At 53.4% G+C, this 14,658-nt stretch carries 9 protein-coding genes; 5 read left to right on the top strand and 4 right to left on the bottom strand.

Translation table 11 applies throughout. From position 1 onward, the window contains the following. Nucleotides 1–57: 57 nt before the first annotated feature. Nucleotides 58–894, bottom strand: a complete 837-nt coding sequence (gene rhaS / locus SFA31_RS03780) for an HTH-type transcriptional activator RhaS (protein ID WP_322836774.1) — start codon at nucleotides 892–894, stop codon at nucleotides 58–60. Nucleotides 895–1,229: 335 nt separating this feature from the next. On the opposite strand from rhaS, the gene rhaB reads away from it, so the two are divergent. From rhaB to rhaM, 5 genes are all read left to right on the top strand, one after another. Then, nucleotides 1,230–2,699 (top strand): rhamnulokinase, encoded by a 1,470-nt coding sequence (gene rhaB / locus SFA31_RS03775; protein WP_322836773.1) that lies wholly within the window; start codon nucleotides 1,230–1,232, stop codon nucleotides 2,697–2,699. Then, entirely contained in the window at nucleotides 2,696–3,955 is a 1,260-nt protein-coding gene (gene rhaA / locus SFA31_RS03770) for an L-rhamnose isomerase (RefSeq protein ID WP_322836772.1), read from the top strand. Before rhaB ends, rhaA begins: the two co-directional genes overlap by 4 nt. A gap of 219 nt (nucleotides 3,956–4,174) precedes the next feature. Continuing rightward, nucleotides 4,175–4,999 (top strand): rhamnulose-1-phosphate aldolase, encoded by an 825-nt coding sequence (rhaD, locus tag SFA31_RS03765; protein ID WP_322836771.1) that lies wholly within the window; start codon nucleotides 4,175–4,177, stop codon nucleotides 4,997–4,999. Nucleotides 5,000–5,060: 61 nt separating this feature from the next. Further along, complete coding sequence (fucO, locus tag SFA31_RS03760; RefSeq protein WP_322836770.1) at nucleotides 5,061–6,209, top strand: lactaldehyde reductase; 1,149 nt, start codon at nucleotides 5,061–5,063, stop codon at nucleotides 6,207–6,209. After that, complete coding sequence (gene rhaM, locus SFA31_RS03755) at nucleotides 6,206–6,520, top strand: L-rhamnose mutarotase (RefSeq protein ID WP_322836769.1); 315 nt, start codon at nucleotides 6,206–6,208, stop codon at nucleotides 6,518–6,520. The genes fucO and rhaM overlap by 4 nt, the downstream gene beginning before the upstream one ends. 125 nt (nucleotides 6,521–6,645) lie before the next feature. Here rhaM and hha read toward each other — a convergent pair whose 3' ends face one another. The 3 genes from hha to SFA31_RS03740 form a co-directional block, all read right to left on the bottom strand. After that, nucleotides 6,646–6,849 (bottom strand): hemolysin expression modulator Hha, encoded by a 204-nt coding sequence (gene hha, locus SFA31_RS03750; RefSeq protein WP_322836768.1) that lies wholly within the window; start codon nucleotides 6,847–6,849, stop codon nucleotides 6,646–6,648. A gap of 132 nt (nucleotides 6,850–6,981) precedes the next feature. After that, nucleotides 6,982–7,494, bottom strand: coding sequence for an OmpH family outer membrane protein (locus SFA31_RS03745; protein ID WP_322836767.1), 513 nt, complete (start codon nucleotides 7,492–7,494; stop codon nucleotides 6,982–6,984). A 60-nt stretch (nucleotides 7,495–7,554) separates the two neighbouring features. Beyond that, complete coding sequence (locus SFA31_RS03740; protein ID WP_322836766.1) at nucleotides 7,555–14,580, bottom strand: autotransporter outer membrane beta-barrel domain-containing protein; 7,026 nt, start codon at nucleotides 14,578–14,580, stop codon at nucleotides 7,555–7,557. Between the last annotated feature and the right edge of the window lie 78 nt (nucleotides 14,581–14,658).

Below are 14,658 nucleotides of genomic sequence, written 5' to 3'. Positions count from 1 at the left end.
GTTCAGGGATCGTCCATTATCCTGATTCCGGGCCAGAATACGATAATGCGGCTGGTATTAAAGAAACTGTTGATCGCGTCCGTGACGGACATCACGGGGCGACCAGCCAAACTCACGCCGAAACAGCGTTGAGAAATGATTGCTGTCACCAAAACCACACTGAAACGCGACGTCGGTAACGCTTGTCTCTCCGTATCGCAATAAGTGATGCGCCTTCACTAAACGCAGCCGATTCAGATAGCGCTGCGGCGTCAGGCCGGTTCGCTGTTTTAGCTGCCGGTGCAGCGTGCGTAAAGACAGAGAAAAGCGTGCCGCTATAGCCTCCCAACATACTTCTTCTGCAACATGCTCTTCCAGCCAGCTCAGTAAGCGATTCAGCCGCCCGTCGTGTTCGCTCACGTCATCTACCGGGCTTCCCTGGCTGAGCAGCACCAGTAATTGCATAAAGAGAATTTCCCGGCCCGCTACCGCCTGTGGCACATCGGTATCATCCTGCTCTTCCAGGCGTTCAATAATGCGCCGGGCCTGCTGAAGACGGCTTTGGTTTATCCGCCAGTGGGAGGGATAGCGCCCCTCTCTCTCCTGCGGTAAAAGCGTGTCCAGCCCGGACAAAAATTTGAACGCGTCCGGCGCGCGGTACAATACATTTGTCAGACACAGATTTTCGGTGTGCTCGAATAGGTGGCGATCGTGATCGCGCACGAAACACACGGAACCTCCGCTAAGAGTATAGGGCTGTCCATTAAAAACATGGGTACCGGTGCCCTGCTCAACGATAATAATTTCATAAAAATCATGATGATGCTCAGGAAAAGCCGACTGCGGCACGCGCGGTTCGATCGTAACAGACACTTTGCCGGACTGAAAAAAATCCACCCCATGTAGTACCGTCATATGCACCCCCATTCCCGCTCATTATTTGTCCGATAGTATGCAACGCGAGTCATTCTCACCTTAAATTTCCGACGTTAATGCGGTGGAAATCGCGTTCAATATTCAAGAAAAGCAGCACCATCACGCGAATTTGCGGCGAGTATCACATCGTCGTAAAACCAAATGCGCAGTGGAACCCGCGCGGGTCATTTCATGGCTCTCCCCAAAATGTGATTTTCCTCACGCTTAGTTTTGCTTTCTTGCCAGCGCGCTACCGGCGCTGTCACTGGTAAGAAGGTGGGTAACGCCGTGCCTGATTAGACTGGCGAACAACGATTATCAGAAGGACCTCAGTTATGACTGTTCGCCACTGTGTGGCCGTGGACCTGGGCGCATCGAGCGGCCGCGTCATGCTGGCCACGTATCACCGTAACGCTCATCGCCTGACGCTTCAGGAAATCCATCGCTTCACCAACAATCTTATTCGTCAAAAAGACCATGATTGCTGGGACGTGGACGCGCTGGAGGCGGAAATACGTCAGGGGCTGCAAAAAGTCTGCGATCTACAGATAAAACCTGACAGCATCGGGATTGATACCTGGGGCGTGGACTATGTACTGATTAATAAAGCAGGCGAACGCGTGGGGCTACCAGTCTCCTATCGCGATGCGCGTACTGATGGAATTATGCCACGCGCTATTGCTGCGCTGGGCCGCGAAAATATCTACCGCCGTTCTGGCATCCAGTTCCTGCCTTTTAATACGTTATATCAGTTCAAGGCGCTATCAGAACAAGCTCCACAGGCGCTGGCGCAGGCAGAACGTGCGCTGATGATGCCCGATTATTTCTGCTTTCGCCTCACCGGTGAGCTTAACTGGGAATACACCAACGCCACCACTACCCAGCTTGTTAATATTAATACCGATAACTGGGACCCCGCGTTACTGGAGTGGGCGGGTATCCCCGCACGGTTACTGGGAACGCCGACGCATCCGGGAAATATTATCGGCCACTGGATTTGCCCATTAAACAATCGCATCCCCGTGGTTTCTGTCGCCACGCACGATACGGCGAGCGCCGTTATCGCCGCGCCGCTGGAAAGCACCAATGCTGCCTGGCTATCTTCAGGCACGTGGTCGCTGATGGGGTTTGAAAGCACCACGCCTTACACCAGCGATGCGGCGCTGGCGGCAAATATCACCAATGAAGGTGGTGCAGAAGGGCGCTACCGGGTACTTAAAAATATCATGGGATTATGGCTGCTCCAGCGAGTCCTGAAAGAGCAGAACGTTAGCGATCTTCCCGATCTGATAGCCCGCACGCAGCGGATCCCAACCTGCCGCTTTACGATCAATCCTAATGACGATCGTTTTATCAACCCGGCCAATATGAGCCAGGAAATTCAGGCGGCCTGCCGCGAGCAGGGTCAACCCGAACCGCAAAACGACGCGGAGCTGGCGCGCTGCATTTTCGACAGTCTGGCATTGCTGTACGCCGAAGTGTTGCATGAACTTGCCGCCCTGCGCGGGCGCCCCTTCGAGCGCCTGCACATTGTGGGCGGCGGTTGCCAAAACCAATTGCTGAATCAGCTTTGCGCCGACGCCTGCGGCATCCCGGTTCTGGTCGGGCCGATTGAGGCATCAACGCTTGGCAATATAGGCTGCCAGCTTATGGCACTGGATGAAATCGCTGACGTCGACGCTTTTCGCCGCGTCGTCGCGGCCAACCACACCTTAATTTCTTATACCCCTGACTCAAGCAGTGAAATTGCACGCTACGCGTCGCAGTTTTTGCGCTCACGTCAAACCAAGGAGCTTTGCGCATGACTACTCAACTCGAACAAGCCTGGAGCCTCGCTAAAGAGCGTTTCGCCGCCGTCGGCGTGGATGCCGAAGCGGCGTTAAAGCAGCTCGACCGCCTGCCGGTTTCTATGCACTGCTGGCAGGGCGACGACGTTGCCGGCTTTGAGAACCCGGAAGGCCAGCTTACCGGCGGCATTCAGGCGACGGGCAACTATCCGGGTAAAGCGCGCACGGCAAAAGAACTACGCGCCGACCTGGAACAGGCGCTGCGCCTGATTCCTGGTCCTAAGCGTTTAAACTTACACGCTATTTATCTGGAAGCCGATGGCCACGTCGAGCGTGACCAAATCAAACCTGAGCATTTTAAAAATTGGGTTGAGTGGGCAAGACAGCACAAGCTGGGACTGGACTTTAACCCTTCCTGCTTCTCGCATCCGCTCAGCGCCGATGGTTTTACCCTGTCCCACGCCGATGACAAAATCCGCCAGTTCTGGATAGACCACTGCAAAGCCAGCCGCCGCGTTTCCGCCTGGTTTGGTGAACAGCTTGGCACACCTTCTGTAATGAACATTTGGGTGCCGGACGGCATGAAGGACATCACCGTCGATCGCTTTGCGCCGCGTCAGCGCCTGATGGAAGCGCTGGACGAGGTTATCAGTGAGAAACTGAACCCGGCGCATCACATTGATGCGGTAGAAAGCAAACTCTTCGGGATTGGTACCGAAAGCTATAACGTCGGCTCTAACGAATTCTACATGGGCTATGCCACCAGCCGTCAAACCGCCCTCTGTCTGGACGCCGGCCACTTCCACCCAACGGAAGTTATCTCTGACAAGATCTCCAGCGCCATGCTGTACATCCCACATTTGCTGCTGCACGTTAGCCGCCCGGTGCGCTGGGATAGCGATCACGTGGTACTGCTGGACGATGAGACGCAGGCTATCGCCAGCGAAATCATCCGCCACAACTTATTCGATCGCGTACATATCGGCCTCGATTTCTTTGATGCGTCGATTAACCGTATCGCCGCCTGGGTTATCGGGACGCGTAACGTGAAAAAAGCGCTGCTGCGCGCGCTACTGGAGCCAACGGAACATCTGCGTCAGTTAGAACTGGCGGGCAACTACACCGAGCGCCTGGCACTATTGGAAGAACAAAAAACGCTGCCCTGGCAGGCAGTGTGGGAGATGTATTGCCAGCGTCACGATACGCCGGCAGATAGCCGCTGGCTGACAGATATTAAGGCGTATGAAAAAGATGTGCTGAGCCTGCGTAAATAGTGATTGTCAGGCGATCTGCCCGGCTAGCCGCCGGGCAAGGTTCGTCAGCGCCGTTGTTGAGTGATGACAGCGGCGCTTAGAGACAGGCAATACGTCGTAGCACGCGTTTAAAAACCCAATATATCCCGACCTCTCGCCAGGGAAGCTGACATAGGGCTATCCCCTGTAGCGGGAAGTAAAGATGAGGCCTTCGCCTCCACCTAACGGAACCATAAGACTATGCAGAACATTATCGACGCCTGGTTTGTCCAGGGCATGATTAAAGCCACTTCTGATGCCTGGTTAAAAGGCTGGGATGAGCGAAATGGCGGAAACCTGACGCTGCGCCTGGACGCGGACGACATCGCCCCCTGGCGCGCGAGTTTCCACGCTCATCCGCGCTATATCTCCCTTAGCCAGCCAATGCCTGACCTGGCCGGTATACCCTTTATTGTCACCGGTTCCGGGAAATTTTTCCGTAATGTACAACTCTCTCCGGCGGCTAATCTCGGCATTGTTCAAATCGATAATGACGGCGCGGGATATCATATCCTGTGGGGGTTGGAGAATGACGCGGTACCGACATCTGAGCTTCCGGCGCACTTTTTATCTCACTGCGCGCGTATGAAGGCCAGCGGCGGTAAAGATAGGGTCATCATGCACTGCCACGCCACTAATCTTATCGCCCTGACCTATGTGCTGGAAAACAATAGCGATATCTTCACCCGTAAATTATGGGAAGGCAGTACCGAGTGTCTGGTGGTGTTTCCTGAAGGCGTTGGTATTTTACCGTGGATGGTGCCGGGAACAGACGAAATCGGCGCCGCAACGGCTCTGGAAATGGAGAAACGCGCGCTGGTGCTCTGGCCATTCCACGGCGTATTTGGCAGCGGCCCAACTCTGGATGAAGCCTTTGGGCTGATTGACACCGCAGAGAAATCCGCCGAAGTATTAGTAAAAGTCATTTCGATGGGTGGGATGAAACAAACCATCAGCCGCGAGCAACTTATCGCGCTGGCGCAGCGTTTTGGCGTTACGCCGCTACAAAGCGCGCTGGATTGCTGATAACCCGGCGGCAGCGCCTGCGCCGCCAAAGTAACCGTATGCGGTATACAAGGAGACATACATGAGCTTTATGCTGGCATTGCCTAAAATTAGCCTGCACGGCGCAGGCGCCATCGGCGATATGGTAAAACTCATCGCTCAAAAGCGCTGGGGAAAAGCGCTTATCGTAACCGACGCCCAGTTAGTAAAACTCGGCCTGCTCGATAGCCTGTTTACAGCGCTGGAAGCACATCAATTACCCTATCATTTATTTGACGGCGTATTTCCCAATCCTACTGAAACGCTGGTGCAAAGCGGGCTGGAAGCCTATCAGAGCGCAAACTGCGATTATTTAATCGCTTTTGGCGGGGGCAGCCCTATCGATACTGCCAAAGCGATAAAAATACTTACCGCCAACCCACCGCCTTCAGTGACCTATGCGGGCGTTGGTCACGTAACGCATCCCGGCGTGCCGCTTGTTGCAATCAATACTACGGCGGGTACCGCAGCGGAAATGACCAGTAACGCCGTTATTATCGATCCTGTTCGTCATATTAAAGCCGTGATTATCGATACTAATATCATCCCGGATATCGCCGTCGACGATGCCAGCGTAATGCTGAATATACCTGCAGATGTCACCGCCGCCACGGGCATGGATGCGCTAACTCACGCCATTGAAGCTTTTGTCTCGACCGGCGCGCATCCACTAACGGATGCCAGCGCGCTGGAGGCCATTCGAATTATTAGCGCCTGGCTGGGTAAAGCGGTTGATAACGGCCAGGACATACAGGCACGCGAAATGATGGCCTATGGACAGTATCTTGCCGGCATGGCGTTTAACAGCGCCGGTTTGGGGCTGGTACACGCCTTGGCTCACCAGCCGGGGGCAACGCATAATTTGCCGCACGGTGTTTGTAACGCGATTTTGCTACCGGTCGTTGAGAACTTTAATCGTCCTCAGGCCATCGCGCGCTTTGCACAAATCGCGCAGGCAATGGGTGTAGATACACATGCGATGAGCGTGGAACAGGCGAGCGAAGCCGCCATCACCGCGATTCGTCAGCTTTCGACGCGGGTCGGTATCCCTGCAGGCTTTTCTCAGCTTGGAATTACCCAAAATGACATCGAAGGCTGGCTGGATAGCGCCCTGGCCGATCCCTGCGCCCCGTGCAATCCGCGCAGCGCTAACCGCGATGAAATCCGGGCGCTTTATCTGGAGGCGTTATGATCCGCAAAGCCTTTGTTATGCAGGTCAACCCGGAGGCCCATGACGAATATCAGCGCCGTCATTCTCCTATTTGGCCCGAACTAGAATGTGTTTTAAAAGAACACGGCGCTCACAATTACGCGATTTATCTGGATACCCAACGCCATTTACTTTTCGCCAGCGTGGAAATTGAATCTGAAGCACGGTGGGACGCCGTGGCGCAAACGGAGGTGTGTCAACGCTGGTGGAAGCATATGCGGGATATTATGCCGACAAATCCAGATAACAGCCCGTTAAGTGAAGAGCTTAAGCCGGTATTTTTTCTTAAATAAATATTCTTCGCCCGCGAATGCGGGCGCAAGACATTACGCATTCACTTTTAATTCAATACAAACACTTTTCTGATAAACGCATTTTCAGAATTGAGCATATAATGCCGCAATTTTGAGTTCGTTGATTAACGCACATATTTCCAAATTTCCGTGGGAACTTTATCGTATAAGCGCCCGGTAATTAATTCTGCTAATCGATGATCTGCCGCACCCCAAAAAACGGAGAGTTCCCGATCGGTCAATTCGTAGTTTTTCTTATCAATTACCTTTTCCAGCGTTTCAATATTATTGCACCTTCGCAAAATCCTTAGCCAGTTATCTTTACTCATCCATGCCTCTTTTAAAGATCGTTTTGTTTATTTCGTAGAATACGTTGATTTTATCGCTTTGTAATTAATGAGAAAAGACACCGGGTTTAGCCGGTGCCTTCTCAATGCTCTGAAATAGTGTTGCTGCGTATCTTAATTTTCCGCCTTCGCTTTAACGGAAATTTCTGGCAACTTACCAAAATTCAGTTTTGTATCCTTTAAAAGCGTTACTACTTCATCGGTAACATCACTGCCATCAGCGGCGGATAACACCGCATTTCGATTAATAATAATGGCATATTTCTTTTTCTGGCGAAGGTCATTAATAGCGCTTTCTAATTTTTTCAATACGATGCCACGAGTCGCGCGTTGTTCCAGCACCCACTGCCGGTTTAATACCTCAGTATCTGCAACTCTGGCCTGCTCGGCTTTATTCTTATCCATGCCTTTATAATTTTTTGCGGCATCATCGCCGGCATTTATCAGAATCTTTCGCACCTGATCGAGGCGGGCTTTCTCCTGCGTGGCAAGCGGAGAATCAATGATAGCTTTTGCGACATCAATATAAACGACCTCGCTCTTTTGTGCCCCTTTGTTATCACAGCCTGCTGTAATGGCAGTCAGTGAAAAAATAAAAAAAGCGGTTAGTAAATTATGCAGTTTCATAAATAGTTAATTACCGTTATTGAGAGAACAGGCCTCTTTAATAAGAGGCCCTGATGATTCTCAGAAATTGACCTTAACGCCAAACATCGCGCTGGTATCGCTGTAACCCTTGTCACCCACCTGCTGGGCCACATTGCCCCACAGATTAACCTGCGGGTTTAGCTGACCTTCCACGCCCACTTTCACTTCCCCTATGTTGAGGCTGCCCGCCTGGTCCACCCGCACGCCGTTCATCCTGACGCCAAACGCCCGCGTGTTGTGTAGCCAGTTCGCCTCAACAAACGGCTCGAAAGTCCGCTGTTTTCCGTCATCCAGCCCGCTGTGCCCTTTGATAAAGCCGCGCACCCCAAGCCGGGTCTGCAGGTTGCCGTCGCCTTCACTGCTCACCCGGGTGCCGGTGCCCTTCTCTTTTACATCGTCCGACTTCACGCCCATCCATACGGCCTGCGCTTTCGGCTGAATATAAAACGCCGTGCGCGTATCGCGCTCGCCCAGCTTCCAGGTATACCCGGTTTCCACTGAGCCGGTCAGGCCGCGGGATTTGTAGCTTTCCTGCGTTACGTCGCTGTTGATGTGGTTGTTAAACCACCCGTATTGTAACCAGGTATCGACGTAAGCACCGGTTTTTTCATCGTTATCCTGCAGCCAGGTACCGTACAGCCCCACGCTGTAGCCGTCAATACTGCCGTCGGCGCGATAACCGTTGCGCTGGTTGCGGGTATGACTTTTCTGATTTGCGTAGCCGCCCATCACGCCGAGGTGGAAGCGGTCGCGGGCGCTGCTGCTCCACTGGGCGATGTCACCGCCGAGCTGCATGACGTAGCGGTTAGCCTGGGTGCTGAGCTGTCCGCTGGCGTCTTTAAAGCGGTTATGGCCGCCGACGTTACGCAGCCAGAGGCTGGTGACGCGCGCTTCACCGGTAAGGGCATCCACGTAGTGGGTCTCGCCCAGGCGGTCGTGCAGGCGGTTGACGAACAGCGTGTTGGCAGCGGCGATGTTGGCAGTATAAGCACCTGCTTCCGGGCGCGTATCCGGCACCGGCTGCGGTTTAGGACCCGGTCCAGGATCGGGAACCGGAGTAGGATCGGATTTTCCGCTGACCAGGTACCAGTTGCCTGCGTTGCTGCCCGTACCGCGAATCAGGGTGTAATCATAGGCACCGGCTGCGATACGTCCGGCCTGAGTGAATTCACCGGCAGAGTCACCGCCGACGTGGATCAGCTCAATGCCGTTGAGGGTTTTTGCCCCTGAGCCGCCGGCGTTAGCGACGCTTACCGCCGATGTCCCCGAAGTGGCGCCATCAATAATCATTCGGTCCGTCGCAGAATTATCGCCCCCGAGCGCCGTGTTGAAATAGATATGTCCGCCATTGCCCTGATAATCCCCCGCTACGTGCAGTTGATTACCCACGCGGGAGCTGCCCGGGTGGCCTATCACCAGCGCGTTACTATTAACCAGATTACCGCCGACGGTAAATACCGCAGGCTGTTCGGCTGCGGCCAGCAACCGGGCCTTCATAGCGGCGGATTGTCCCACGGTTAACGTACCGCGGTTATTTACATCACCGGCCGTACCGCCAAAGCCGCCAAAAACGGCGCCTTCAGACACCTCAACCCGGGAAGAGGCCAGCGTGGTTTCCGCACTCGCGCTGCCGAGCATCAGTGCGCCCTGCTGTACATCTGTGACGCCGGTAAACTGCGCCGCATTTTGCAGGAGAGTGACCGTTCCTCCCCCCGTTTTCTGAACGTCGCCCGCGCCGGTAATGTGGTTATTAAGCTGCCAGGTATCCGCCGCAGCGAGCGTTAACAGGCCCGCATCGGAAAGAGAAGACGCGCCTAACGCCGCCTGAGAAGCCGCCGTTAAATGGCTGCCTTTTTCAATGGCAAACTGACCGCTAAAGCCGGAGTTTTGGCCGGTAAGCGCCACATCACTGGCCTGCTGTACACTCACTAAACCATTGCCACTCAGATTATTGGCTATTTGCCCTTTTGCGCTCGTTACTGTCAATGTGCCAGCATTGGCTATCGCGCCATTACCCAGGCCGGCACCGCTGTTGATTACCGCCTGCGCGCCGGATGCTATACGGGTTGTTGCCGTTAATTCCGCGTTTGCGCCGGTGAGCCTCAATACGCCACCGGCGATGTTCAGCTCACCGGCGCCGCGCAGAAAACCGTCAACCGTTCCGCCGTGCGAGAGCGTTAACTCGCCGCCATTGATATCAGTCACCGCTGCTGCTGCGGTATTCAGCGCACCCACCGTTTGACGATGACCGTTCATATCCACGCGCGTCTCGCCCGCCTGGCGCAATTCGCTGCTGTTCCCCAGCACGTTATCATTCGCCAGACGCAGCGCCCCACTGCGCACATCGGTAACACCCGTGTAGTCATTATCAAGATTGGACAAAGAAACCGTGCTTCCTTTTTCTGTCGCAATGGCCAAATCGCCGCTTCCCGTTACCCGGGCGCTGAGGTCGGCGCCGGCTCCGCTTTGGCCGCTCGCGTTCAGCGCCAGCGCATTTGCGCCCTGTGTCAATAAATCCAGCGTTTTTAAGCCGTAATTGATATACAGTCCATCGCTGCGTTCACCGCCGGTCAGCCGATAATCATACGTCGCCTGCGCCGCCGTTATACCACCCTGCTCGACGCTTGCGCTAACCGCGCTGGTAATCACCTTGCCTTGTTGATCGATAAGCGTCAGGTTGCCAGCGCTGCCCTGCGCCTGGCCATTTACTCCCGCCAGTTTCAGGCCTGTCTGCATATCGTCCTGTGCCAGAAGGTTAAGCGCGTTATTCGGCAGCACTGGCGCGTTTAAAACCGGGTTAATTTGCACTTGTACGGTGCCTTTACCGGCAATATCCAGCGTTTTTTCCGCCTGTATGAAAGAGTCCGCCGTCGCCTGCCCCAGCGTCTTGGTTTCAAATTTTATTGTGCCACCATCAAACGCCAGCCCACCAATGCGCTGCGCGCCTTTAGCAACCGTCGTGATGTTTCCAGCACCGGTTTTCAGCGTTGCAGCAGCTAAAGCCCGCGTATTGTCTGCGGACAGCAGGAAACGGCTATTCGTTAGCGCCACTGTGCCGGCAAAACCATCCCCGGCGTTATTGGCGGTGAAATTAAACGCATTATTCTCACTGCCCAGATCTGCGCTCAACACCCCGGTACCTGAGAGATGACTGGCAAAATTGTGTTCGCTATTCGCCCGAACAGCTAGCTGGCTGTGGGCATCAATGCGATACCCCGTTCCCGCCACATCATTTTTCTCATCCCCCAGCGCCAGGCCGACATTATCCAGCGTCAGGGTTGAGCTATTGGTTAACTGAATATGTTCAAAACCGTTCAGCGCCGCGGCGTCATGCAGTATGTATTTTGCGTTATCAAACAATAAGGTATCATCGCCATGCCCGGCATTGAGTGACGTAAATAGCGCGCTATCTTTTTCATCGATATTCTGTAAACGATAAAGATCGTTGCCCGCAAGGGTAAAGATATCCGTCGCCTGGCTTTCACGCTGCAGCGTGATCCGATTATTCCCCGCTTCCAGGTTAACCTTGCCGCGTATGACACCGCCCGCCTCGTTAGTGAAATCTATGCCACCAGCGTTTGCATCTGCCTGAATCGCTACCTGCTGCGCATCACGGGCAAGGATTGCCCCGCTGTTGGTCAGCGTCTTCAGCGAAGCGGCGTGCTGGAGATCGACCACGGCACTGCGCATGGATGTGGACGTTAAGATTCCACTTTGGATGACGCTGGCCGTGCCACCCTGCACCTCCAGCGCGGCGGCGCCGTCATCATGTTTAACATTGACGCTAACGCCGTTTTTTACCGCACCCTGAGTATGCGTCACCACCCCTTTACCCTGCGCAGAATTTACGTTAACCACCAGCGCCTGTGAGGCAGATAAATCAAAGTCGCCGTTGGTTTCCGCGCCGTTAGCGCGCTGAAACAAAATACCGGTACCGCTGCCATCTACATTGATGGTTCCACTGTTTTGCGCAGCAAGCGTTGCGCCAGTGCGCACGCCGGCACCGCCGCCCACGTTAATCGTGGTGTCCGTTAATTGAATGCCTGAAATTTCGGCGGTATTTTCAATCGCGTTTCCGCTACCGTTCGCCGCCATGGTAATAGTTGCATTGCTGATATTTAATGCTTTAGCGCCTGCCGCAAGCTGAATGCCATGCGCCGAGCCCTGCGCCGTGGTGGTGCCTGCACCGCCAAGCGTCAGTGATGCACCATTTCCCACTCGATATGCCGCCGTGCCATCCGTCGCAGTTACCGTTCCCGTATTGGTTACGGCAGAACCAGCACCCTGAATATCTACCGCAACGCCGTTCGCCACGATAGTTTTCTGATTTTCCAGCGTACCACCATCGACCAACACGCCCGTGCTGCCAGCCTGGGTAAAATTAATTTCTCCGCGATGGATTAGCGTGCCTCCGGCCAGCACTTTATAACCCAGCGCATTGCGAGCTGTATTCGCCGTCGTTAATGTTGCCTCGCTCAGCAAACCAGACTCGCCTTTTTTCCCGGTGTCTTCAGTGCCATCTGCTTTAAAGTAGCGGCCATCGACGATACCTGCGGTGGCGCCGTTCCCGGAAATATCGATTTGCGTTGCCGCATCAATGGTGCCGGTAGCGCCGCCCTCCACGCGAACGCCGGTCGCTCCTGAGCCAGCCACATTCAATGTTAGCGCCCCGGTGTGCATCGAACTGCCGGTGCCGGTGGTACGAATAAGCGTTGAATCAGTGCCGGACGCTTTTAGTGAAGCGCTCTTCAACAGAGAGGCATTAAACGTCGCACCGCCGTCGATGCGATACAGTGTGGAATTCGCCGTTGCGACATCCTGGCTACGGGTGGCACCATTGTTGACGATAGAGTCCTGCCCGAAGATGAAATACCCGGTTTGTTTTTGCCCTTCGACAAAATTAACCGCCCCCGTATCCAGGATATCAACCTGACCCTTGTTTTTTACATATACGCCAATCGCGCCATCGCCTTTCAGATTAATACCACCGGAAACGATAGCCCTGGCGGATTGCCCTGAAGCACGGATACCGTAATTCGCATAACCGCTTTGCGGATCGAGGCCGCCGTTAACATCAATCGTTCCGGCGTGGGTGATGTTGCCACCCTCTTCCACAACGATAGCCGTTGCATTTAGGCCATTCAGTTCAATAGTGCCATAATTAACCACTTTGCTTGCCTGAGTGCCACTACGAGCCACAATGCCAATATTTTCCGCCACTTCTTTACCCGGAATGTTGCCATTGATACGAATGAGCCCGCGCTGGTTAAGCGACGCATTACCACCTATATCTATCGCCACCGCATTTTGCGTTTTACTGCCAATAACAATCGAGGAGTCATCAAATCCGTTATAGGTAGCGCTGCCGTAGATATGCACGCCGATGGAAGGCTGTTTGATATCGAGATCGGCAACCGCTTCATCGGGCGTTCTTTGCGCAGCGCGACCAATATATACGGTGCCCCGATTATTCATCACGGTGCTGTGCTGTGCTTCGATGCCAATATTGCTGTAATCGCTAAAAATCTGTGCGGCTTCCTGGCTGGCGGCGATATTGATAACACCATCGTTATTTAATACCGCGTTGCCTTTCAGCCAAATGCCCAGGTTGCCCTGATAATTGCCGCGGGACGCAAGGTTAAGTACGCCGTCGCTGTGGTTGTTCACCACCGCGCTGCCGTCCGCCATTACGCCACTCTGGTGTCCCAACGCTACACCTTTCGCGCCATCCACGAAGAAGTCCACCATATCGGGGTTGGTTCCCGCATCAATAACCCCGTGGTTTTCTACAACAGAATTATGATGCGCAGTAATAACATAGGCCTCATGGAAGGTATTCCCGGCGGTGCCCAGCGTCCCTTCATTTATCAGCGTGGCGCCGTTCTCCAGATTCACCAGGGTAGCGTCCGAATCCACCATCTGAATATTCGCGCCGGATTGAACGGTCACAGTCGCGGCATCGCCGTCGGCATGGATATAAGATACGGCGCGGCTGTTTACAAACGCGCGCGTAGCGTCATCATCAGCAATGCTATCCATGTTGGCGTAAATTGGATGCATTAGGCTGCCACGGGCTTTATTCAGTTCATTGACGTACTCTTGTTCTGTGAGCCGCACTCCGCCCTGAGACTCGGGCGTCTGCAGCGCTTTTATAAGCGCATTGTTATACGCTTTAAAATCATCAAGCGTTTTGACGTTTTGTTTACCAATAACACTATTAAATTCGCCGACAAAATCGTCCACGCCCATCCAAGTCGTTGGGTTATTCACATTCTTAATATTACTTTCCGTATTACCAAGGCTAACAATAGTTTTAGAACGATAATTTAGAGCCGCCGCCTGGCTTGCTGAAGATAATACGTGAAATATGGATGCCTTATTCTGAGTCTGATCGCTGCTTTTCAGTATGGCATTTAATAAATTATCAGAAGACTTTGCCCAGCCGGCCCCCTGCTGACCTACATTAACGTCCAGTGAGCTTCCTGGACCAATCTCATAAAAGTTTTTATCAACGTACTGACCATTTTTCCCTACCGCGACGGATATTGTTGTTTTAAAATCTTTCGCTGGTTCGGATTGCATATCATTACTGTCATAGACCCGCATGCTTTCCGTATTTCCAGTGACGGGATCAATATAGTTAATTGAGCGGGTCTGAGAGCCAATGCGCACAATATTATAGTCAATCCACTTTGCGCTCTCTGCGGTAAGCAAGCCTTTATCCCGGGCCTCACCTAGTGCCATTTTTACATAGCCTAAACCACCACGCTGAATAGAAGTAAAACTGCCGGTAAGCAGGTTGTCGGTACCTGTCACTACCTGCTGAAAGTCGGATTCAGGCGAAAAAGTATGGACCGTTATTTCCTCGGCAAAAGCCGCAGGCAGAGTAGCGCTGATGATAAAGGCCAGAGCGCTTACGGGAAATTTCCCCATTTCAGAAAAGGCAGTGACACGATTCGTACGGGGTGATGAAGAAGATGTTTTACAAAAGCCGCGGGCTAACTCAGATACAACAACAAAGCGGGCAAGCTGTTTGTTCCAAATCACTTTAAAAATATTATTCATAATACATCCTGTATTTTATATTCAGCTACGGATGCCGTTATCCCTGATAAAGGTATCCAATATGAAATATTCGCCAGC

The organism is Erwinia sp. HR93, assembly GCF_034555055.1.
Taxonomy (GTDB): Bacteria; Pseudomonadota; Gammaproteobacteria; order Enterobacterales; family Enterobacteriaceae; genus Apirhabdus; species Apirhabdus apintestini.
This window is presented reverse-complemented; position numbering and strand designations above follow the sequence as displayed.